At 63.7% G+C, this 21,718-nt stretch carries 17 protein-coding genes and 1 pseudogene; 4 read left to right on the top strand and 14 right to left on the bottom strand.

From position 1 onward, the window contains the following. Positions 1 to 19: 19 nt before the first annotated feature. From NLY42_RS09585 to NLY42_RS09560, 6 genes and pseudogenes are all read right to left on the bottom strand, one after another. Positions 20 to 1,126: pseudogene (locus NLY42_RS09585) on the bottom strand (ABC transporter ATP-binding protein); the annotation flags it as partial. Then, the gene (gene livM / locus NLY42_RS09580; protein ID WP_023668716.1) at positions 1,126 to 2,721 is read right to left on the bottom strand and encodes a high-affinity branched-chain amino acid ABC transporter permease LivM; all 1,596 of its coding nucleotides are present in this window, start codon (positions 2,719 to 2,721) and stop codon (positions 1,126 to 1,128) included. The gene livM and the pseudogene NLY42_RS09585, both read right to left, overlap by 1 nt. A 4-nt stretch (positions 2,722 to 2,725) precedes the next feature. Beyond that, positions 2,726 to 3,628: a branched-chain amino acid ABC transporter permease gene (locus NLY42_RS09575; RefSeq protein WP_023668715.1), complete on the bottom strand. Its 903-nt coding sequence runs from the start codon at positions 3,626 to 3,628 to the stop codon at positions 2,726 to 2,728. A 459-nt stretch (positions 3,629 to 4,087) separates the two neighbouring features. Next, a complete protein-coding gene (locus tag NLY42_RS09570; protein WP_023755542.1) occupies positions 4,088 to 5,089 on the bottom strand; it encodes a 4-hydroxyproline epimerase in 1,002 nt (333 codons plus the stop codon). 13 nt (positions 5,090 to 5,102) lie between these two features. Next, positions 5,103 to 6,284: an NAD(P)/FAD-dependent oxidoreductase gene (locus NLY42_RS09565; protein ID WP_245263583.1), complete on the bottom strand. Its 1,182-nt coding sequence runs from the start codon at positions 6,282 to 6,284 to the stop codon at positions 5,103 to 5,105. 288 nt (positions 6,285 to 6,572) lie between these two features. Then, positions 6,573 to 7,466, bottom strand: coding sequence for a dihydrodipicolinate synthase family protein (locus tag NLY42_RS09560; protein WP_023700249.1), 894 nt, complete (start codon positions 7,464 to 7,466; stop codon positions 6,573 to 6,575). Between the two features lie 69 nt (positions 7,467 to 7,535). Between NLY42_RS09560 and NLY42_RS09555 the strand changes: the two genes are divergently transcribed. Beyond that, entirely contained in the window at positions 7,536 to 8,225 is a 690-nt protein-coding gene (locus NLY42_RS09555; RefSeq protein WP_050591146.1) for a GntR family transcriptional regulator, read from the top strand. Positions 8,226 to 8,261: 36 nt separating this feature from the next. Here the strand turns inward: NLY42_RS09555 and NLY42_RS09550 are convergent, their stop codons facing one another. Next, positions 8,262 to 8,396 (bottom strand): hypothetical protein, encoded by a 135-nt coding sequence (locus NLY42_RS09550; protein WP_280800260.1) that lies wholly within the window; start codon positions 8,394 to 8,396, stop codon positions 8,262 to 8,264. Positions 8,397 to 8,764: 368 nt separating this feature from the next. Further along, entirely contained in the window at positions 8,765 to 10,261 is a 1,497-nt protein-coding gene (locus tag NLY42_RS09545) for a CoA-acylating methylmalonate-semialdehyde dehydrogenase (RefSeq protein WP_023755539.1), read from the bottom strand. Between the two features lie 365 nt (positions 10,262 to 10,626). Here NLY42_RS09545 and NLY42_RS09540 point away from each other — a divergent pair, with 365 nt between their 5' ends. The 3 genes from NLY42_RS09540 to NLY42_RS09530 all read left to right on the top strand — a co-directional run bounded on the left by NLY42_RS09540 (position 10,627) and on the right by NLY42_RS09530 (position 14,219). Then, complete coding sequence (locus NLY42_RS09540) at positions 10,627 to 11,508, top strand: LysR family transcriptional regulator (RefSeq protein ID WP_023693153.1); 882 nt, start codon at positions 10,627 to 10,629, stop codon at positions 11,506 to 11,508. A 123-nt stretch (positions 11,509 to 11,631) separates the two neighbouring features. Beyond that, positions 11,632 to 12,072, top strand: a complete 441-nt coding sequence (locus NLY42_RS09535; RefSeq protein ID WP_023693154.1) for a phospholipase A2 family protein — start codon at positions 11,632 to 11,634, stop codon at positions 12,070 to 12,072. Then, positions 12,069 to 14,219, top strand: a complete 2,151-nt coding sequence (locus NLY42_RS09530) for a phospholipase D-like domain-containing protein (protein ID WP_023700247.1) — start codon at positions 12,069 to 12,071, stop codon at positions 14,217 to 14,219. Before NLY42_RS09535 ends, NLY42_RS09530 begins: the two co-directional genes overlap by 4 nt. A 101-nt stretch (positions 14,220 to 14,320) precedes the next feature. On the opposite strand, the gene NLY42_RS09525 is transcribed toward NLY42_RS09530, so the two are convergent. From NLY42_RS09525 to NLY42_RS09500, 6 genes are all read right to left on the bottom strand, one after another. Beyond that, positions 14,321 to 15,577 (bottom strand): D-amino acid dehydrogenase, encoded by a 1,257-nt coding sequence (locus NLY42_RS09525; RefSeq protein WP_023668705.1) that lies wholly within the window; start codon positions 15,575 to 15,577, stop codon positions 14,321 to 14,323. 93 nt (positions 15,578 to 15,670) lie between these two features. After that, entirely contained in the window at positions 15,671 to 16,780 is a 1,110-nt protein-coding gene (alr, locus tag NLY42_RS09520) for an alanine racemase (protein WP_031244842.1), read from the bottom strand. A gap of 271 nt (positions 16,781 to 17,051) precedes the next feature. Then, positions 17,052 to 17,567, bottom strand: coding sequence for an RNA pyrophosphohydrolase (locus NLY42_RS09515; protein ID WP_023755537.1), 516 nt, complete (start codon positions 17,565 to 17,567; stop codon positions 17,052 to 17,054). A 2-nt stretch (positions 17,568 to 17,569) separates the two neighbouring features. Beyond that, on the bottom strand, positions 17,570 to 18,751 hold the full coding sequence (locus NLY42_RS09510; RefSeq protein ID WP_023755536.1) for a divergent polysaccharide deacetylase family protein: 1,182 nt from the start codon (positions 18,749 to 18,751) through the stop codon (positions 17,570 to 17,572). Between the two features lie 183 nt (positions 18,752 to 18,934). Continuing rightward, the gene (locus tag NLY42_RS09505) at positions 18,935 to 20,260 is read right to left on the bottom strand and encodes a S41 family peptidase (RefSeq protein WP_023668701.1); all 1,326 of its coding nucleotides are present in this window, start codon (positions 20,258 to 20,260) and stop codon (positions 18,935 to 18,937) included. Position 20,261: 1 nt separating this feature from the next. Beyond that, positions 20,262 to 21,620, bottom strand: a complete 1,359-nt coding sequence (locus tag NLY42_RS09500) for a murein hydrolase activator EnvC family protein (RefSeq protein ID WP_023668700.1) — start codon at positions 21,618 to 21,620, stop codon at positions 20,262 to 20,264. Positions 21,621 to 21,718 lie beyond the last annotated feature (98 nt).

Genomic DNA, 21,718 nt, shown 5'->3' with positions numbered 1-21,718 from the left:
ACTTACGCCCTCCGCGCGGCTTGCCTGTCGGGGATTTGGTGGCCGCCGGCTTGGACTTGGCTGTCAGACGCTCGGACGGTGCTCTTGGCGCGGAGTTGGCTCTTGTATCGTATTGGGTGGCTTTTGAAGCTCCCTTCGACACTGTGACCCGCTCGCCCTGGCTGTGGCCGATCGTGTCGCTTACCGGGCCGGCGAGATAGGAAGACGATGTGCCTGGTCCGTGAGCCGAATCCGGCCCGATGTCCAGCTGCTCGATGACGTCTTCATCGCCAACCTCGGTCAGCACCGTCTCGACCTCCTCGTCGTCGACGCCGAGATAGGCGGCGATGACGCGCGGGTCGGTACGCACCGATTGCGGGCTGCCGTCGGAAATCTTGCGGCCATATTCAAGCACCACGACATGGTCGGAAATCTGCATGACCACCGACATGTCATGTTCGATCAGCAGGATCGAGGTACTGCTCTTGATGTCCATCAGCAGCGAATTCAGCGCAGCCGACTCCTTCGGATTGAGACCGGCCGCAGGCTCGTCGAGGCACAGAAGTTCGGGCCCTGTGCACATGGCGCGCGCAATCTCGAGGCGCCGCTGCGCGCCATAGGGCAGGTCGCCGGCCGGATCGTCGGCGCGATCGACAAGATCGGCCTTCTCCAGCCAGTGCTTGGCAAGCTCCACCGATTCAGCCGAGGCTCTGCGGTAGCCGCCGATCCCGAACAGGCCCAGGATCGTATAGCCGGATGCCTTCATCAGCTTGTTGTGCTGGGCAACCAGCAGATTCTCCAGCAGCGTCATGCCCGAGAACAGGCGGATGTTCTGGAAGGTGCGCGCCACCTTGGCGCGCGCCGGGATCTCATGATTGGGCAGCCGTTCGAGCAGGAAGCTCGAGCCGTCGGCCCGGTTGAGCGTAATCATGCCTTCCGACGGCTTGTAGAAGCCGGTGATGCAATTGAAGACGGTGGTCTTGCCGGCGCCATTGGGTCCGATCAGAGCGGTGATCTCGCCGCGCTTGGCCTGGAACGACAGATCGCCGATGGCGATCAGGCCGCCGAACTTCATCGAAAGATGCTCGACCTGGAGGATGGCGTCTTTCATACCCGGATTGGTCTTCTGAATGGAGGTCGCGCTCATCAGCCGTGCCCTTCCTTGGTGAAGGAGGAGGAGACCGCTTTTCGTTCACTGAGGAAGGCCGTCGGTTCACGGCTGCCGACAAAGCCGCGCGGCTTCCACAGCATTACGATGACCATCGCCATGCCGAACAAAAGCATGCGGTAAAGCTCCGGCGTGAAATCTTTTCCGAAGACACTTTTCAGGAAATCGAGTTCGCGCAGTGCCTCGGTGCCGCCGATCATCACCAGCGCGGCGACCGCGATGCCGACCAGCGAGCCCATGCCGCCGAGCACCACGATGGCCAGGATGATCGCCGATTCCAGGAAGACGAAGGATTCAGGGCTGACGAAGCCTTGCCGTGCGGCGAAGAAGGCGCCGGCAAAACCGCCGAACATGGCGCCGGTGGCAAAGGCGGTGAGCTTGGTGGTGGTGGTGTTGATGCCAAGCGAGCGGCAGGCAATCTCGTCCTCGCGCAGCGCCTCCCAGGCGCGGCCGACAGGCATGCGCCTGAGCCTGATGGTGACGAAGGCGGTCAGCAGCGCCAGCCCGAGAATGAGATAGTAGAGGAAGATCTTGTAGTAGGCGCTTGACTGGGCGATGTGCAGCACCTTGCCGATATAGTTCGGGTCGGTCGAATTAAACGTCATCAGGCCGAAGAAGGTGACCTTCGGGATGCCGGAGATGCCGGCCGAGCCGTTGGTGACTTCACGCCAGTTGATCAGCACCAGGCGGATGATCTCGCCGAAGGCCAGCGTCACGATCGCCAGGTAATCGCCACGAAGCCTGAGCACCGGAAAGCCGAGCATAACGCCCCAGAAGGCGGCCATGGCGCCGGCGGCGGGCAGCAGGATCCAGAACGACAGGCCGTATTGCGAACCGAGCAACGCATAGGCATAGGCACCGACCGCGTAAAAGGCGACGTAGCCGAGATCGAGCAGGCCGGCGAGGCCGACGACGATGTTCAGCCCCCAGGCCAGCATCACATAGATCAGGATCTGGATGCCGAAATTGTCGACCCACTTCAACGAGCCCTGCAGGCCGCCGGTTATCGACCACGCGTAGATCGACAGCACCACGACGACGAGGATCGGGTATAGCACCAGCGCCGCAATCCCGAGCTTGGTGAAATTGGCGTGGATGAAGGAGCGGAAATAGAAGATCACGCAAGCGAGCGCGTAAATGACGGCCAATGCGCGCAGGAACTGAAGGTAGCCGGCCAGATCGGGTCCCACCAACACCGGCAGGGCGCTGCCGAACGCAACCAGGACAACCGCCAGCACAACGGCGACGATGAAGGCCGGAAGCAGGAAGAAGCGCGACGCGACGCTCGCCGGCAACAGGCCGGTGGCGACATTGGTGATCTTCTGATTGGCCATGAACGGCTGGCCATATGCAATGTAGAAGAAGCGGCCAAGCATGGTCAGCACGACCACGGTGATGAGCAGCAACCAGCGCTGCACCAGGATCAGCTGGTTGCTTATGTTCTGGTCGGTCTTCAGGCCGATGAAGAGAATGAACAACCCCAGCGAGATGGCGCCGGCATAGAACGCTTCGCGCAATGCACGCTGCACGGGGGAGGCGACGGTGTCGCGCTCCGAGGATACGGAAACCGCCATTGTCTCAGACCTTTTCGACTTCTGGCCGGCCCAAAATGCCGGAAGGCAGGAAGATCAGCACGATCGCCAGGATCGAGAACGCCGCGACGTCCTTGTAGTCGATCGAGAAATACGCCGACCACATGCTCTCGATGAAGCCGATCAAAAGCCCGCCAAGCACCGCGCCCGGCAGAGACCCGATGCCGCCGAGAACGGCCGCGGTGAAGGCCTTGACCCCCGGCACAAAGCCGTCGGAAAAGGCGATGACGCCGTAATACATCAGGAACAACGTGCCCGCGACGGCCGCAAGCGCTGCACCCATGATAAAGGTGATCGAGATCGTACGGTCGACATCGACACCGAGCAGCGCCGCCATCTTGCGGTCCTGCTCGCACGCCCTTTGCGCCCGGCCGAGGGAAGTCCTGTTGACCAGGTACCAGAACAGCGCCAGCAGCAGGGCGGTGACGACGACGATGATGATCTGCTTCAGCGACACGCTGATGCCGTTGATGTTGTAGACTTGGCTGACCATCGGCGGGATCGGCTTGTTGCGCGGACCTTGCGTCACCTGGATGAAGTTCGACAGCGCGATCGACATGCCGATGGCGGTGATCAGCGGCGCCAGCCGGAACGAACCGCGCAGCGGCCGGTAGGCCACCTTCTCGATCGTCCAGTTGTAGAGGCTGGTGAGCAGCATCGCCACGATCATCATGATCAGCAGCGCCAGGACGACCGGGACCGAATAGAACAAGGAGCCGAGGATGAGGAAGACAACGAGGGCGGCGAATGCCCCGACCATGAAAATGTCGCCGTGGGCGAAGTTGATCATGCCGATGATGCCGTAGACCATCGTGTAGCCGATTGCGATCAGCCCATAGATCGATCCCAGCGTCAGCCCATTGATAAGCTGCTGGACAAAGTACTGCATGTGTACATGGCTCCCCTGGAATGTCGCCCATGCAGACGCATTCCTTTTCGTATTTCCCCTAGTCGTAAAGTTTCGAGCCCGGATTGCAACGTGATTTTTCAAACGTCGAGCGTGTTTTGCCGGCACGCCTTCCGATTGCCCGTTTTTTTGCTCCCGACCCCTGGACTATCGCGGACCCTATCATTGGCATAACGCAATGTCTTTGACGATTCAGCCGGACCAGCGACCTCATTTCGAAGAAATCCCGGTCAAAATTAGGTGATGAGACGAATCTTTGCGTTGTTGGCGGGTTTCGTTTTTTAGCCACATTCCGTACTGACCAGCTGCAACATGGGTTACTTCCGACTATGGCGGTGGATGCCTCGCCCAACGCGCTAACCTTTCGCTGACTGGTTTCGCCAAGAGGTCCCGCTCTGGGTCCAAGTCTTCGTCTCGGTGGATGATCGGCAGCCTACCGTATCACTTAACCACAAAACCGTGCGCGAACGGATCGCGGTCGTCGATGAATATGGTGTTCAGGCCGGTCATCCGCGCCCAGCCGCCGATCGAGGGAATGATGGCCGGCTTGCCGGCAACAGTGACGTCCTTCTCGACCTTGCCCTTGAACAGCGAGCCGATGATCGATTCGTGGACAAAACTGTCGCCGGCCTTGAGCTTGCCCTTGGCATGGAGCTGCGCCATGCGCGCCGAGGTGCCGGTGCCGCAAGGTGAACGGTCGATCGCCTTGTCGCCATAGAAGACGGCGTTGCGTGCGTCGGCCCCCTCCACCGTCGGCTTGCCCGTCCACAGCATGTGGGACAGCCGGTTGATGCCGGGGTTTTCCGGATGCACGAACGAGTACTTCTCGTTAAGCCGCTGCCGCACCACAGGGCTCCAGGCGATGAAATCGCCGGCGGAATAATCAGCCATGTCGCGAAAATTCGCCTGCGGCTCGACGATGGCGTAGAAATTGCCGCCATAGGCGACATCGACAGTGATCTCGCCAAGCTGCGGGCAGTCGACCGTCAGTCCCTCGGCATAAAGGAAGGACGGTACATTGGTGATGCGCACCTCCTCGACATAGTCGCCGACCTGTTTGTATTCGGCGATAACCAGCCCGGCCGGTGTGTCGAGCCGGAGCACGCCGGGTGTCTTCGGCTTGATCAGCCCATGTTCGATGGCCATCGTCACCGTGCCGATCGTGCCGTGGCCGCACATCGGCAGGCAGCCCGACGTCTCGATGAACAGGATGGCTATGTCGCAATCCTCGCGCGTCGGCGGATAGAGGATCGAGCCCGACATGACGTCGTGGCCGCGTGGCTCGAACATCAGCCCGGTGCGGATCCAGTCATACTCCGCCAGGAAATGCGCCCGCCGCTCCATCATCGTCGAACCCTCGAGCAAGGGACCGCCGCCGGCGACCAGCCGCACCGGATTGCCGCAGGTATGGCCGTCGATGCAAAAGAAGGATTTTTTGGCCATGATTTCCTCGAACTCAAAACCGTTGCGGGCTGAAGGGGGCAAGATCGATCGGCGAAGTCTGCCCGAGAACAAGATCGCGGATCAAGCGGCCGGTGGCCGCCGCCTGGGTCAGGCCGAGATGGCCATGGCCGAAGGCGTAGAGAACGTTGGGCGCGGTTCGCGCCGTGCCGATCACCGGCAGCGAATCCGGCAGCGACGGGCGATAGCCCATCCACTCGCGGCCGCCTGACGCGTCCAGCCCCGGAAGGAACTGTCTGGCTTTTTCCAGCATGGCCTTCGAGCGCGCAAAATTCGGCGGCCGGTCGAGACCGCCCAACTCGACGGCGCCGCCGACGCGCAAGCCCGTCTCGAGTGGCGTGATGACGAAGCCATGGCCGGAAAAGATCAGCATTCGCTGCACGTCGAAAGCGGTCTTCGGCAGTGTGGTGTTGTAGCCGCGCTCGGTTTCGAGCGGGATGGTGTCGCCGAGCGCCTTCGCCAGCAGATGCGACCATGCCCCGGCGGCAACGACAAGATGTCTTGCCTGCCTGGTCGTGCCGTCGGTCAGCGTCAGCGTCGCGCCATCAGGATTGGCGGCGACGCGCTCTATGCGCGCCTTTTCGAAACGCGCGCCCAGCCTTTCGGCATAGGCCCACACCCCCTTGCCGAGCAGTTTCGGATCGGCGACGGTCTTCCAGCCCGGCACGATGGTGCCCTTGATGAAGCGCGGCGACAGTCCCGGCTGCAGCCGCGCCAGTTCGTCGCCTTCGACATGGCGAAAGCCGATGCCGAAGCGCTCGCGCGCCGCCCAGCCCGGCAGCCCGGCCTGAAATTCGGCCTCGCTTTCATAAAGCTCCAGCGAGCCGTCCTCGCGCAGCATCAGCCGCGTGCCGGAACGGTCGAGCAGGCCCATCCATTCAGCCTCGGCGAGCTTCATCATGCCTGCCTGAGCAGCAAGGCTCGCCTCATATTTTTCTGGTGCGCCAGCGCGCCAGAAGCGCAACAGCCAAGGCAACAGCTTCGGCAAGTAGGCCGGCGGGATGCTGAGTGGCCCGAGCGGATCGGCAAGCCATTTCGGCAAGTGCCGCATCATGCCCTTATGCGCCAGCGGCAGCACGTCGGAGAAGGCGAAGGCGGCGGCATTGCCGGAGCTCGTCTCTTCGCAGATGCCGGTGCGGTCGAAGACCGTGACGCTGCGCCCGGCCTCGGCCAGCATGGCCGCCGCGCAGATGCCGACAATGCCGCCACCGACAATGGCGATATCTACCCCTTCTCCCCGTTCACGGGGGTGAGGAGTGGTCCGCGAAGCGGTGGAAAAGCCGACTGCTTGGCTTTCCGAACGACGAACGCCCGGAGCGCCAGCGAAGGGCTGCGGGGCCCGAAGGGCGGATGAGGGGCGGCGGCCCTCCTCTGTGTCCCTGGAATTTCCTTGCACGTCGGCGCTGCCCCTCATCCGGCTGCCGCCATCTTCTCCCCGTGCACGTGCACGGGGAGAAGAAAGCCTTCAGAACTGCGGCAGCTTCGGCCGTACCGCCAGCGCGTCCTTGACGATCTTCTCGACCGCTTTGCGGCGCTCGCCCGACAGCGGCTGGCGCGGCATGCGCACGCGGTCATTTGTGTCGATCGCGAGCACTTCGGCAAGCTTGATGTTTTGGACCAGATAGGTCGAGACATCGAGATCGAGCAGCGGCCGGAACCAGCGGTAGATCGAAAGCGCCTCCTCGCGGCGGCCCTGCTTCATCAGCTGGTAGATGGCGACGGTCTCGCGCGGGAAGGCGACGACCAGACCCGCCACCCAGCCGATGGCGCCCACCGACAGCGCCTCGAAGGCGAGATTGTCGACGCCGGTGAACAGATCGTAGCGGTCGCCGAAGCGGTTGATGATCTCTGTCGAGCGGCGGATGTCGTCGGAGGACTCCTTGATGGCGACGAAGCGCTTGTCGGCGGCCAGTTCCTCCATCTGGTCGACGGTGACGTCGACGCGGTAGGCGAGGCGGTTGGAGTAGATCATCACCGGCAGGTCGCCGGCCTGAGCGACGGCGCGCAAGGCGGCGACCGTCTCTTCCGGGTTGGTGTGATAGATCGGGCTCGGTACCACCATCAGCCCGTTGGCGCCTTCCCGGCTCGCGCGCTTTGCGATGCTCGCCGCCTCGCGGGTGCCCGCCTCGTTGACCGTCAGCAGCACCGGCTTGTTGCCTGCAACTTTCTGGGCAGTCTTCAGCACCTCGATCTTCTCGTCATGCGACAGCATCGGCCCTTCGCCGAGCGAACCGCAGACGATGATACCGTCGCAGCCTGCCTCCATCTGCAAAGCAAAGCAGCGCTCCATCTCGGCATGGTCGAGGCGGTCGTCATCAGTAAACTTGGTCGTGACGGCGGGGAAAACTCCGGTCCACATGATCGTCTCTCCATCTGATATATCAGCCGTATATCTATTTGAAAACCGGCTGTCAACGCGGAATTCGTTATGATATATGTAAGATATATCAGGAGCCCACCTTTGATATCCAGTGAGACAGCATACCCCGAGCCGGCCGCCGCCCAGGCCTACCATGTACTCGAGCATATGATCGTGACGTTGGAACTGGCGCCGGCGAGCTTTGTCACCGAAGGCGCCCTCATCGAGAAGCTGGCGCTAGGACGCACGCCGGTGCGCGAAGCGATCCAGCGCCTCGCCTGGGAAGGACTGCTGGATGTCAGGCCACGCGCCGGCATCGCCATTGCCCCGCTTCATCCCGGCGACTGGCTGCGCGTGCTGGATGCCAGGCGCGGCGTCGAGGTGGTGCTGGCGCGCTCGGCCGCCCGCTTCGTCACCCGTGAGGCCGCCGACCTGTTTCATGAGGCAGCCCTTGCCATGCAGAAGGCCGTCATCTCGGGCAATGTGCTGGCCTTCATCCAGGCCGACAAGGCGCTCGACGAGGCCTTGGCGATGGCCGCCGACAACCCGTTTGCGGCCCGTCTGGCCGCGCCCCTGCAGACCCACAGCCGCCGCTTCTGGTTCCGCTACAAGGCCGACACAGGACTGGCCGAATCGGCTGAGCACCACGTCGCGCTAATCCGCTCGATCCTGGCTGGTGACGAAGAGGCTGCCGCCAAGGACGCCAAACGCCTTATGGCACTGCTGCGCGGCCATGCCGAAGTGGCCGCCACACGCTGAACTCCGTCTCTGCTCCAGACTTCCGACCGGTCTTTATCAGGTGCCCGGCAAGACTGCGGCCATGGTCGCCCCGTCCCAGCCTTCGCCAGCCGTGATGATGCAGCTTTGGCCGTGTGTGTCGGTGGCCAGGATGGTCCAGGTGCCCTGGTCGGAGACGAATATCTCAAGCACCACATTTGGGTTCACCAGGCCACGAGCGGCTTGGTTTTCGTGGAACTTCTCGCCGAGCGCCTTGACCAGGTCGGTCCGCGCCGCGCATTAATCGGCTTTAGCCTGGGCGATGCCGGACATCGCGAACACCGCAAAGAACATCGCCGCCACAAGACGTCGTGTCATCTGACACCTCCTTGCGCCAGACGAGAACCCCGGCTGCTACCGGCGCTATTTTGATGGCCTGCACCACGGCAGGAATGCAATTTAAGGCAGATGACCGGCTCTTGGTTCCATCGCTTAAACATGATGGCCAATGTCGGTTTCGTACAAAGAAAAGCCCGGGACGTTGAACCCAGGCCTTCTTGCCGATCTTCGAAATCGTCCGGTCAGTTCATCGTCGGGATGACGAACTCGGCACCGTCCTTGACGCCGGAGGGCCAGCGCGAGGTCACCGTCTTGGTCTTGGTGTAGAAGCGGAACGCGTCCGGGCCGTGCTGGTTGAGGTCGCCGAAGGACGACGCCTTCCAGCCGCCGAACGTGTAGTAAGCGATCGGAACCGGGATCGGCACGTTGATGCCGACCATGCCGACCTGGACGCGCGAAGCAAAATCACGAGCAGCATCACCGTCACGGGTGAAGATGGCGACGCCATTACCCATCTCATGATCGTTGGCTAGCTTGATGGCGCTCTCATAGGTCGGCGCACGCACCACCGACAGCACCGGGCCAAAAATCTCTTCCTTGTAGATGCGCATGTCGGCGGTCACATTGTCGAACAGGCAGCCGCCCATATAGTAGCCATCCTCGTACCCCTGCATGGAGAAGCCGCGGCCATCGACGACCAGCTTGGCGCCTTCCTTGACGCCGGTGTCGACATAACCCTTGACGCGTTCCAATGCCTGCGCCGTGATCAGCGGGCCGAAATCGGCGGACGAATCCGTCGACGGGCCGACTTTGAGGCTTTCGACACGCGGGATCAGCTTTTCCATCAGCCGGTTAGCGGTGTCGTTGCCGACGGGAACGGCAACCGAGATCGCCATGCAGCGCTCGCCGGCCGAGCCGTAGCCCGCGCCGATCAGCGCATCGACGGTCTGGTCCATGTCGGCATCGGGCATGATGATCATGTGGTTCTTGGCGCCGCCGAAGCACTGCACGCGTTTTCCCGCGGCCGTGCCGCGCGAATAGATGTAATGCGCGATCGGCGTCGAGCCGACAAAGCCGATAGCCTTGATATCAGGATCGTCGAGGATGGCGTCGACGACATCCTTGTCGCCATTGACGACGTTGAGAACGCCAGCCGGCAGGCCAGCCTCGAGGAACAGTTCGGCGATGCGCATCGGCACGCCAGGGTCACGCTCGGAAGGCTTCAGGATAAAGGCGTTGCCGCAGGCCAGCGCCGGGGCAATCTTCCACAACGGGATCATCGCCGGGAAATTGAACGGGGTGATGCCGGCAACGACGCCAAGCGGCTGGCGCATCGAATAGACATCGATGCCGGGGCCGGCGCCGTCGGTGAACTCGCCCTTCATCATGTGAGGCGCACCGATGCAGACTTCGACCACTTCGAGGCCGCGCTGGATGTCGCCCTTGGCGTCGGCGATGGTCTTGCCGTGCTCGCGCGCCAGGAGATCGGCCAGTTCGTCATAGTCGCGAGCAACCAGTTCAAGAAACTTCATCAGCACGCGCACACGCCGCTGCGGGTTGGTCGCAGCCCATTTGATCTGTGCTTCCTTGGCGTTCAGCACAGCCGCACGCAGTTCCGCCGGCGACGCCAGCGCCACCGTGCCGCGCACCGAGCCGTCCATGGGCTGCATGACGTCCTGCTTGCGCCCGCTGGTCCCGGCGACATGCTTGCCGCCGATGAAATGACCGTATTCGATCATGGTTTCTCTCCCTGAGTTTGTGATGAAGCATTCAACGCCTTTGCAGGCGCGAAGGCAACGCGAGGGGAAACGCAACCGTTGTGCAAGAAATAGACAACGAAGGACGAGTGTGCATTAATTGCCGCAAATTACAGATTGCTGAAAGGCCCGAAGGTTGCGCTCCGTCACACCCCCCTCTGTCCTGCCGGACATCTCCCCCGCAAGGGGGGAGATCAGATGTGGCCGCCGCCTTCGCAAATCTTCAACGCAGCAAAAGAGACGCAGGTGGCGGAGCTGCCAATCTCCCTCCTTGCGGGGGAGATGGCCGGCAGGCCAGAGGGGGGTGGGCGGGAACGCCGCGTTCGCCGCTAGCCCGGACCACCCCCATGAACTGGGATGACGTCCGCATCTTCCTCGCCGTGGCCCGCGCCGGGCAGATCCTTGGCGCCGCCAAGCGGCTGGAACTCAATCACGCCACCGTCTCGCGCCGCATCGCAGCGCTTGAGGATGCGTTACGGACAAAACTGTTTCGCCGGCTTACCACCGGCAGCGAGCTGACGCCGGCCGGCCAGCGCTTTCTCGACATTGCCGAGCGCATGGAAGCCGACATGATCGCCGCGCGCTCCGCCGTGTCGGGCGAAGGCGACGATATCTCAGGCACCGTGCGCATCGGCGCGCCCGACGGGTTTGGCGTTGCATTCCTCGCCACGCGTCTTGGCGCGCTGACCGCGCTGCACCGCGAACTCACCATCCAGCTGGTGCCGGTGCCGCGTTCCTTCTCGCTGTCGCGGCGCGAGGCCGACATCGCCATCACCGTCGAGCGGCCGAGCGAAGGCAGGCTGGTGGCGGGAAAGCTGGTCGACTACACACTCGGCCTGTTTGCCTCGCGCGCCTATGCGCAGGCGCACGGCTTACCCGAAACCGCTGCCGAACTCGGCCAGCATACGCTGATCGGCTATGTCCCAGACCTGATCGTCAGCCCGTCGCTCGACTATGCGGCAGAGTTCAGCCCGGACTGGCGCACCAGCTTCGCCATCTCCTCAGCGCTGGGCCAGGCCGAAGCGGTGCGGTCGGGCGCTGGCATCGGCATCTTGCACACCTTTGTCGCCCGCTCGATGCCGGAGCTGATCCCCGTCGACATCGTGACGCCGATCCGCCGCGCCTACTGGCTGGTCTATCATGAATCGGTCCGGCCGCTGCGCCGCGTGCAGATCGTCGCCAACTTCATCACCAAGGCGGTCGAGAGAGAGCGCGGGCTGTTTGTCTGATGGCCGCGCCGCCTTGCCTTCGCCACAAAATCGGCCAGTGTGGCAACAAGCGCGATGTCGCCTATCATTAGGGATTGGCTGCGCCGGGTGGGACACTTTTTTGCAAAGCTGGTGCGGATCAAAATGCGAGCGGTGCTCGCCATCTTGCCGCTTGTCGCGCTTTCCGCCTGCGCCAATCCATGGACCGCAGTTCCGGAAGCCGAACTGCCCAAGCCGGTCCGCATCGCAATGGCCCGCCCGTCGCCTTTCGTCTTCGGCAATTACTGCGGTCCCGGCACCCGCACCGGCGACCTCTCGGCTCGCCCTGTCAATCGCCTCGACAGCGCCTGCCAAATCCATGACGCCTGCTACATCGCGCGCCATAATCATTGCGACTGCGACGGCGCGCTCGTCGCCTCGGCAAAGGCGATCCGTGATGACAAGACAGCGCCGAAAAAGGTGCGCGGCGAGGCCGAGCTTTTGATCGCCACTTTCGCACTTCCCGTCTGCAAGGTCTTTCCGCAAGGCTTTATGCCGCCGCGCGACCCGGCTGAGCTGAAGACGATGAACGGGGCCACGGGATGAACCGCGCCATCTGCCTGGCTCTGGCCGGGCTGGGGCTGGCGGCCCTTGTCGGTTGCGCCGCCCCGATCCGGCACAGCTGCGATTTCTTCCCCGATGCGAAGGATTGCGGCCGGCCGTCGGTATCGGCCGGCACGCCCGGACCGCAGACTGCAGCAGCAGCGTTTTTCGGCGATGCCGGTGCCAGCGACTATGAAAGGCAGTTCCTGGCGCTGCTCGCCCACAACCAGATCGGCGCCATCGACAGGGCGAACGGCACCGGTCCGTTCGGCCATGACCGCCACGCCATCGCCAACCGCGATTTCCAGGCCACCTACCGGACGCTGGAACAGCTGGCGAAGCCGGTTAGCGCCGAACAGATGCCGGCAGGTAGGGGCACCGGCGAAGGCCATTTCAACGGCCGTTGGCGCGTGTCGCGGCAGACGCTCTATGTCAACGCCGCCGCGCGGCCCTCCGCGCCAAAGACGTTCAGCTTTTCCGGCCTGCAGGCGCGCTCGATCGAGATCGTGATGCGCCAGGCGGGAAAGCAGCCGGTTGAGATATCTGGCGCCTGCGACGGGGCGCTGGCGATTCGCGCCGGCGGTGGCTCGCGCAGCGTGGCGAGCGGTGCCGCCTTCCGCCTCCGCCTGTCGGCCGGGCAAACCGCCAGCCTGTTCCCCAGCGATGGTTTGAACCGTTGCAGCCTCAAGCTCAGCTCCAGTCTGGCGCCGGCAGGCGCCCCGCTCACCATCCTGCGCGAAGAGGTTGCCTATCCGGCGATAGCCGCGCTCGACAGCCGCTACGAGCGTTGTCCCGTGCCCGATCCATCCCGCCTGGATAAGCTTGCCAGCGTCTTTTACGCCGGCCGCTGGCTGTCGCAGAGCTGTTCGCTGCCGCTCGGGTCACCGCGCCTGTTACGCAAGTCGCGCGACGGCTTTAACGCCAAGGTCGAAGCGCTGCTCGGCGCGCCTTTACCCGACAGCGCCTTCGACAAGGCCGACCCCGAACTGCCGCTCGATTTCTCGCGCGCGCCGAAACTCAAGCTGGTCTATCTGTCGTCGCTGGAGTTCAAGGCCGATTTTTCCGGCCGCGTCATCGAGCGGCTGATCCGCCATCACGCAGGCCTCGGCACCAAAGTGCGCATCATGGTCACAGACGTGCTGGAGCGCGACAAGGACGACGCGCTGCTGCACCGGCTGGCGGCCGATTATCCCAATGTCGAGTTGCAGGAATATCGCTGGCGGGCCGACCACGGCGCGCCGGTCGACGAGCAACTGTCACAGCTGCACAAGACCCATCACGTCAAGATGCTGGCGACACTTGCCGAGGATCCCGCCCGCTCGCGCGTCATCATCGGCGGCCGCAACATTCATGACGGCTTCCTGTTCCACAAGCCGATCGACCTGTCGCGCTATCCGAACCTCGAGCAATACGGCAAGACCGACGGCCTCTCGCTCAACTACTATTCGAACTGGAGCGATTTCGACATCGAGTTTGCCGACCCGGCCACGGTCGAGACGCTGGCCGCGCATCTCTCGACATTGTGGCTGCGCGACGCCGACACCAACATCGCAAGACCCTTCTCCATTCCGGTGCGCTCCGACAGCCGGCGCCCGCCGGGCACGGTGCGCCATTTCATTTCCGTGCCCTACGAGGACAACCATGCGCTCGAGACCTATTTCGTCGAGCTGATCGACACTGCCCGGCACCATATCGAGATCGTCAATCCCTACCTTAATCTGACGCCGAAGCTCAGCCTAGCCATCGAGCGGGCGCTGGCGCGCGGCGTCAGGATCGACATTGTCGGCCGCATCGACCTCAAGGGCGATATTGGCGGCAAGCTGCTGACCGCGCTCAACAAGCTGTTCGTCGAGAAATATGGCGACCGCATCAACATCCGCGAATTCAAGGCGCCCGATGTCGTGCTGCACTCCAAGATAATGATGATCGACGAAAGGCTGGTGACGATCTCGTCGGTCAATCTCAACAACCGCAGTTTCTTCCACGATCTGGAGAACGGCATGACGGTGCTCGACCCTGCCTTCTACGCCAGGATGCAGCCGGTCTATGACGACTATGTCGCCCATTCGAACCCGGTATCGACCAAGGTGACGATACCGTGGGCCTACCGATGGCTGTTCTCGAAGGGTTGGGTGAAGGAGGCGTTTTGAGGGGCTGGCGAGGCTGAAGGAATGCCGTTCTGTAGCGATCCTTTACACCCCTCTGTCCGGTAGGACAGAGGGGTGCTGGCCGCCAGCTTTAAAAAGCACCCCTACCTCAAATACCGCTCCGGCCCCAGCTCCCGCACATCGATATCAGGCACCTTGCTGGAGATGATGTCGGACAGCACCTTGGCCGAGCCGCAGGCCATGGTCCAGCCAAGCGTGCCGTGCCCGGTGTTGAGATAGAGGTTGGAGAACTCGGTGCGGCCGACCAGCGGCGGCCCGTCCGGCGTCATCGGCCGCAGCCCGCACCAGAAGGACGCCGCCTTGAGGTCGCCGCCATCCGGGAACAGATCGCCGACCGAATGTTCGAGGGTGCGCCGGCGCGATTCATGCAGCCTGAGATCGAAGCCGGAAATCTCCGCCGTGCCGCCGACGCGGATGCGGTCGCCGAGCCTGGTGATCGCCACCTTGTAGGTTTCGTCCATCACCGTCGACACCGGGGCGGCGACCGCGTCCTTGATAGGAACGGTGATCGAATAGCCCTTGACCGGATAGACCGGGATCGGGCGCCTGAGCAGGCGCATGAAGCGCGCCGAATAGCTGCCCAGCGCCAGCACGTAAGCGTCGGCCGCGCGCGAGCGCTGGTCGGTGCCGACGCTGACGATGCGATTGCGGTTCTTGGAGAAGCGCCGGATCTGCGTGCCGTACTCGAACGTGACGCCGCGCGCCACGCAGAGCTCGGCCAGCCGATCGGTGAACATCTTGCAGTCGCCAGTTTCGTCGCCGGGCAATCTCAGCCCGCCGACAAACTTTTCCCGCACGCCGGCCAGCGCCGGCTCGGCCCCAATGCAGCCTTCGGGATCGAGCAACTCGTAGGGAACGCCATATTTCTTCAGCACCTCGACATCGCCGCCGGTGCCGTCGAGCTGCTTTTGCGTGCGAAACAGCTGCAGCGTGCCCTTGGTCCGCTCATCATAAGCGATGCCGGTCGCCTCGCGCAGCGCCTTCAGCGTGTCGCGGCTGTATTCGGCGAGCGGCACCATGCGCGCCTTGTTGATGGCGTAGCGATCCGCGGTGCAATTGCGCAGCATCTTGATGAGCCATGTCCACATATACGGATCGAAGGCCGGCCGCACCACCAGCGGGCCGTGCTTCATCAACAGCCACTTGATTGCCTTCAGCGGAATGCCGGGGCCGGCCCAGGGCGAAGCATACCCCGGCGAGATCTCGCCGGCATTGGCGAAGCTGGTTTCCAGCGCCGGCCCTTTCTGGCGGTCGAACACCGTCACCTCGTGGCCGGCCTCAGCGAGATAATAGGCAGTGGTGACCCCGATAACGCCGCCGCCCAACACGAAGATCTTCATCGCATCACTCTCCACGACGACTTCCGTCAGAGGGCCGCCGCCTCCTGTCTGCCGGATTCTGCGGCGTCCGCCAAGGGGCGGCGTGTCGCGGCTCTATTCGTTGATATAGCGGCGGTGGAAGCGGGGGCCGAGACTGGTCAGGATTTCATAACCGATCGTGCCGGCATGACCGGCGGCGTCATCGACGCTCTGCGAGGGGCCCAGGAGTTCGACAAGGTCGCCCTCGCGCGGCCGGCCGGCCGGCAGGGCCGAGATGTCGAGTATGATCGAATCCATCGACACCCGCCCGACAAAGGGCAGTCGCACGCCGTCGAGCCAGGCAGCCGAAGCCGCGCGCCGGTGCCAGCCATCGGCATAGCCGAGCGAGATCGTGGCCGCGCGCAAGGGACCGCTGGCCAGAAACGCATGTCCGTAGCCGACGCCCGCGCCCTTATCGATGCCGCGTGTCTGGATGATCTTTGCCTCGAGCCGCACCACCGGCAGCATCGGGTTCGCCTCATCAGGCGTCGGATTGATGCCGTAGAGCGCAGCGCCCGGACGCGCGAGGTCGTACTGATAGCGCGGCCCAAGAAAGATGCCGGAGGAATTGTCGAGCGACGCCGGCGCCTTGGGCAGCATTTTGCGCAGCCGTTCGAACTCCCTGAGTTGCGCATCATTGGCCGCATTGGTCGGTTCGTCGGCGCGGGCCAGATGGCTCATGGCGAGGACGACATCGACGCCGGCGAAAGCATCGGCCGAAAGCGCCTCGACCTCTGCCGGCGCCATGCCCAGCCGCGACATGCCGCTGTCGACCTGGATGGCGGCCTTGAGCTTGCGGCCGGCCTTTTGGCCTGCCTCGCTCCACGCCTTCAGTTGCCCGGTGCTGTTGATGACGGGAACAAGGTCGGCGGCCACCGCTTCGGGTTCCGAGCCCGGCGGCAGGCCGTTCAGCACATGGATTTCCAGCTTCGGTCCGAGTGCGTCGCGCAGCGCGACACCCTCGGTGAGATGAGCGACAAAGAAGCTGTCGCAGCCTTCGGCAACCAGTGCCGCCGCCACTTGCCGCGCGCCGAGCCCGTAACCGTCGGCCTTGACGACGCCGGCGCAGCGTACGCCGCCGAGCTTTGCCTTGAGCCGCCGGTAATTCTCCCTGACCGCGCCGAGATCGATGGTGAGAATGGCGCCGGCCGCCGCTTCGCTGATCGTATCTTTGGCTTTATGCATTGCAGACCCGCTGAAGTCGGCGCTGCCCCTCATTGTCCTGCCGGATATTTCTCCCCGGCCCTATACGGGGAGTTGAGGAGCGGTCCGCGTAAAGCGGACGAAAAGCCAACTGCTTGGCTTTTCGAGTGACGAAAGTCGGCAGGCAGGTGAGGGGCAGCCCAGACGCTGCGCTAAGAGGCCATTGCCCGGCGTCGTTCATATGGGTCTCGTGGCTGCGGGTGTCGCGATCAATAAAGCACGAATCAGCTGCCGTGCGAACCGTCACATCCAGCTAGGCAAGATGACGGAACGCCGCCACCACATCCTCATAGACCTTGCGTTTGAACGGCACGATCAGATCGGGCAGGTCCTGCATTGGCCGCCATGCCCATTCATCGAATTCGGCGGTGTGGCCGCCCGGCGGCGGATTGATCTGGATCTCGCTGGTCCCGCCGTGAAAGCTGTAGGCGAACCATTTCTGCGTCTGGCCGCGATAACGCCCCTTGAGGGCTATGCCGACCAGATCGGGCGGCAGGTCGTAATTGATCCAGTGCGGCGCCTCGGCGAGCAGCGTGACCGAGCGCATCCCGGTCTCTTCATAGAGTTCGCGCCCGGCCGCCTGCAGCGGCTCCTCGCCCTCGTCGATGCCGCCTTGCGGCATCTGCCAGAGCTGCGTGGTGCCGGCGAATTCGCTGTCCGGCTCGGCGATGCGGTGCCCGACCCAGACCAGCCCGTCGCCATTGAGGATCATCAGCCCGACACAGGGGCGGTATGGCAGCGTCTCGGGGTCCACAGGTTTCTTCGTCATGATCAGCCTTTTTCCGGGTCGATGGCCACCGCCGAGATCGGCACGATCTCGATGCCGCGCTTTTTCGCTTCGACCGCCCAGGACGCCACGGTATCGACGGTGAGGTCGAAGGCCGAGCCGATGCCGACGGCGGAGCCTTTGGCGCGCGCGGTCGCTTCCAGCGCGTCGAGCTTTTTCAGGATGGCGCCGCGGTCCTGCACGGCGTCGATTGCCGTATCGCCGGCGACGAACGGCACACCGTCCTTCAAGGCGAGATCGGACGCCAGGCTCCGTGCGGACGAGCCGTCATCGACATAGGCAAGGCCGCGCTTGCCGAGTTCGGCCATGAACGGCCCCATCGCCGTCGCGTCGGCCGAAAAGCGAGCCCCCATATAGTTCATGACGCCGGTATAGTTGGTGGTCCGCGACAGCGCCCAGCGCAGATTCTTCAGATTCTCGTCCGGGCTTGCCGCCACTGTCAGCGTGTTGCGGCCAGGATTGACATTGGGATAGTCGAACGGTTCGAGCGGCACCTGCATGACCACTTCATGCCCGCTCTGCCGTGCCGCCTGCATCCACCGGCTAATGCTGTTGCCTTGCGGCGCAAAAGCCAGCGTCACTTCGGCCGGCAGCTTGGCGATCGCCGCCTGCGTGCCGGTCTGCGACACCGCAAGCCCGCCGATGACGATTGCCACGCGAGCGCCGCGCGAACCCGACCACGGCCGCGCATAGACATCGAACGGCCGCCGGCCGTCAGCGGCGCGAACCGGGAGTGGGCCGGTGTCGCTGGCCTCGATCAGCGCCCTGTCGGGGATATGCGCGATCTTCAGGTTCTGGCCGATCGTCGACGGGTCATGGATGACAATGGCTGCATTGGGCGGGCCGTCACCCTCCTGGGTTTGCACATGGATGATCTGCGGACCGCTGGCCTTGGGCGTTTCCGCCTTCGGCGCTGCCGCCGTCGCTTGAGCAGTGGGTGCTGCGGCCGCGGGCTCGGCCGCCGCCGTCACCTTTGGCGTCGAGACCGCGATTGCTTCCGTTTTGCGGAACGGCTTCTCGCGCAGCGCGATCGCGCCGGAGATGCCGACCGCGGCCAGCACGACCAGCGTCGCCGCGACGGCGCCAGCGCTGATCCCGCGCGACGCAGCACGCTTTCGGACGGTCTGTCCGAGCGGGCGTTCGATGTCCTTGCCGACGTCAGCCAAGCCGCATCCCCGGGCGCGTGATCAGCGAAATCTTTTCGCCATGCGCAGATCCAAAACTGACGGCGCGTCCCCTGCGCCTTTTGAGGCGCAGCGCCCAGCTGCCCCCGAATCAAACTGCCGGAACCTCACGGTCCCGGCAGCATTGCATCGCTTCGATTGGGCAGCCAGAGCTACCAGTCGATTTTACTGGTTAAGCACTGCCTTCTCAGGATTCGGCGGGAATGCCGGATCGGTCTTCTGGCCGCGCAGCAGCTGTTCGGCATAGATCAGCTGCAGATCGTCCTTTGGATCCGGCGGCACATAGGCAGCCGAGCCCGAGCCGGTATCGCTCTCGTCGGCCCCCTTGATATGGCCCTTGAGGTCAGATTCACCGCGCGTCAGGTCCCTGCCCTGCAGTTCGGGCGGCAGCGGCTGGTCGACCTTGATGTCGGGCGTGATGCCCTTGCCCTGGATCGACTTGCCGGACGGCGTGTAATAGAGCGCCGTCGTCAGGCGCAGCGCGCCGTTCTCGCCAAGCGGGATGATGGTCTGCACCGAGCCCTTGCCGAATGACTGCGTGCCGACCACTGTGGCGCGGCGCAGGTCCTGCAGCGCGCCGGCGACGATCTCGGAGGCGCTGGCCGAACCGCCATTGACGAGCACGATCAGCGGCTTGGCGCCGATGTCGTCGCCTGCCTTGGCGTCGAAGCGTGTGACGTCCTTCGGGTCGCGGCCGCGGGTCGAGACGATCTCGCCACGGTCGAGGAAGGCGTCGGACACGCTCACCGCCTGGTCGAGCAGGCCGCCCGGGTTGAGCCTGAGATCGAGCACATAGCCCTTGAGCTTGTCGTTCGGCACCTGCTTCTTGATGGTGTCGATGGCATTCTCGAGGTCGTCATAGGTCTTTTCGGTGAAGGAGGTGATCTTCATGTAGCCGATGTCGTTCTCGACCCGGAACTTGACCGCCTTGACCTTGATGATATCGCGCACCACCGTCAGCTCGATCGGCTTGTCGGCGCCTTGGCGCAGGATGGTCAGCTTGATCGGCGTGTTGACCAGGCCGCGCATCTTTTCGACTGCATCGTTGAGCGTCAGGCCGCGAACCTCTTGGCCGTCGATCTTGGCGATATAGTCGCCGGCCAGCACGCCTGCCTTGGCAGCCGGGGTGTCGTCGATCGGCGTGATCACCTTGACCAGGTCGTTCTCCATGGTGACCTCGATGCCGAGGCCGCCGAACTCACCCTTGGTCTGCACGCGCATGTCCTGCGCCTGCTCGGCATTCATGTAGGAGGAGTGCGGGTCGAGCGAGGTGAGCATGCCGTTGATGGCGTTTTCGACCAGCGACTTGTCGTCCGGCGGCGTCACATACTGCGCCCGCACGCGCTCGAAGATGTCGCCGAAGATCGCCAGTTGCTTGTAGGTCTCGGAGCCTGCAGCGTTCGCCGTCGAGCCGGGGGCGCCATAGACCAGGCTCATCGCTGACGCGCCCATCAGCGCACCGGCAATAAGAAGCGACAGTTTCCGCATCATTTCACGTCCTTCCAGAGAAGCGGTCCGCCCACCATGGGGTCGGATCGACGGGTTTTCCATCCTTGCGGAACTCGACATAGAGTTCCGGCGTGGCATTTCCATTCTTCGAGGCCGAGGTGCTTGCCACCCGGGCCTCTCCCATCGCGCCGACCGGCTCTCCTGCGAGCACCGACTGGCCAGACGCGACGCTGATTCTGCTCATCCCCGCCAGGACGACATGATAGCCGTCTCCCGCATTGAGGATCAAGAGTTGACCATAGGAGCGAAAAGGCCCCGCATAAAGCACATTTCCGTCCGCCGGTGCCGTGACGATGGCTCCCGATTGTGTCGCAACCATGTCGCCAAGCATCACCGCGCCGTTACCGTCATCGGCCCCGAAACGCAGCTTGATCTTGCCGGTGACCGGTAGCGAGACCTGTCCCTGAAGTGCCGAAAACGGCGCGGCGGCGGTGAGGCGGTTGCCTTCCGGCACGGGCAGCGAAGCCAGCTCCGTCGACGCGGTTGTGCCTGCATCGGCGTTATCGGCGTCCGGCTTATCGCTGTCGGCCGCTTTCTGTTCGCCTGCCTTGACGGCATCCGCCGCCTTGCGGCTCTTGTCGGCTTCAAGCGAAGCGATCAGCTCTTTCAGGCTGCCGGCCTTGGCCGCAAGCGCCTGGGACCGCTGCTTTTCAGCGGCCATCGCCGTCCAGGTGTCCGCCTCGAGCTTCTGCTTGGCTTCGAGCAGCATGGAGAGGCGTTTCTTTTCCGCCGTCTGCTCGCCGACCGCCGCTGTCAGCCGCGTCCGCTCGGCCTCGATCGAGGCCGTCACCCGGGTCTGTTCCCTGAGGTCGGCCAGCAATTTGTCGGTCTGCTGGCGCAGTTCCGGCACCACTGCGCCGAGCAGGATGGCGCTGCGCACCGACGACAGTGCGTCTTCCGGCTTGACCAGGATCGCCGGCGGCGGATTGAGCCCCATGCGCTGCAGCGCCCCCAGCACCTCGGCCAGCACGTCGCGCCGCGCCGCCAGCGAGACACGGATCTTCTGTTCCTCGCCCTTCAGTCCTTCGAGCCTGGCGCCGATATCCTCGATGTCCTGGCCGAGCTTCTGCTCGGTCATCGCCGACTGGATAAGCGCCGCGGTGATCGAGGCATGGTCCTTCTTGACCGAAGCAATGTCGGCGGCGAGCTTGGCCAGCCGTTCGGACGACAGCGTGATCTCGGCCGACACCTTCTCATATTCGGCACGGCTCAGATCGGGGTCGGGCGCCACGTCCAGCGTATTTTCGGCCCGCGCAAGCCCGAGCGACAGCAAAACCACTGCTGCAGCGATGCCGCAGCGCGCGTGCCGGAAGCCCGTTCGTGATTTCCCGTTGTCAGCCATTGAAGCCCGACTCTATGCGTGGCTTCGTTAACGAACCATCAACCATGATCGAACCGAAGCCTAGCACAAAACAGCCGCGCATTGGGGCGGAAATCCGG

The sequence above is a fragment of the Mesorhizobium sp. C372A genome (genome assembly GCF_030323245.1).
Lineage (GTDB): Bacteria > Pseudomonadota > Alphaproteobacteria > Rhizobiales > Rhizobiaceae > Mesorhizobium.
Note: the sequence above shows the minus strand (reverse complement) of the source record. Positions and strands in the feature narration are given on the sequence as shown.

Excerpts from the sequence above, each read along its gene's own strand:
- livM (WP_023668716.1), bottom strand. The coding sequence starts at position 2,721 with ATGGCGGTTTCCGTATCCTCGGAGCGCGACACCGTCGCCTCCCCCGTG.
- NLY42_RS09575 (WP_023668715.1), bottom strand. The coding sequence starts at position 3,628 with ATGCAGTACTTTGTCCAGCAGCTTATCAATGGGCTGACGCTGGGATCG.
- NLY42_RS09570 (WP_023755542.1), bottom strand. The coding sequence starts at position 5,089 with ATGGCCAAAAAATCCTTCTTTTGCATCGACGGCCATACCTGCGGCAAT.
- NLY42_RS09565 (WP_245263583.1), bottom strand. The coding sequence starts at position 6,284 with ATGCTGGCCGAGGCCGGGCGCAGCGTCACGGTCTTCGACCGCACCGGC.
- NLY42_RS09560 (WP_023700249.1), bottom strand. The coding sequence starts at position 7,466 with ATGTGGACCGGAGTTTTCCCCGCCGTCACGACCAAGTTTACTGATGAC.
- NLY42_RS09555 (WP_050591146.1), top strand. The coding sequence starts at position 7,536 with ATGATATATGTAAGATATATCAGGAGCCCACCTTTGATATCCAGTGAG.
- NLY42_RS09545 (WP_023755539.1), bottom strand. The coding sequence starts at position 10,261 with ATGATCGAATACGGTCATTTCATCGGCGGCAAGCATGTCGCCGGGACC.
- NLY42_RS09540 (WP_023693153.1), top strand. The coding sequence starts at position 10,627 with ATGAACTGGGATGACGTCCGCATCTTCCTCGCCGTGGCCCGCGCCGGG.
- NLY42_RS09535 (WP_023693154.1), top strand. The coding sequence starts at position 11,632 with ATGCGAGCGGTGCTCGCCATCTTGCCGCTTGTCGCGCTTTCCGCCTGC.
- NLY42_RS09530 (WP_023700247.1), top strand. The coding sequence starts at position 12,069 with ATGAACCGCGCCATCTGCCTGGCTCTGGCCGGGCTGGGGCTGGCGGCC.
- NLY42_RS09525 (WP_023668705.1), bottom strand. The coding sequence starts at position 15,577 with ATGAAGATCTTCGTGTTGGGCGGCGGCGTTATCGGGGTCACCACTGCC.
- alr (WP_031244842.1), bottom strand. The coding sequence starts at position 16,780 with ATGCATAAAGCCAAAGATACGATCAGCGAAGCGGCGGCCGGCGCCATT.
- NLY42_RS09515 (WP_023755537.1), bottom strand. The coding sequence starts at position 17,567 with ATGACGAAGAAACCTGTGGACCCCGAGACGCTGCCATACCGCCCCTGT.
- NLY42_RS09505 (WP_023668701.1), bottom strand. The coding sequence starts at position 20,260 with ATGATGCGGAAACTGTCGCTTCTTATTGCCGGTGCGCTGATGGGCGCG.
- NLY42_RS09500 (WP_023668700.1), bottom strand. The coding sequence starts at position 21,620 with ATGGCTGACAACGGGAAATCACGAACGGGCTTCCGGCACGCGCGCTGC.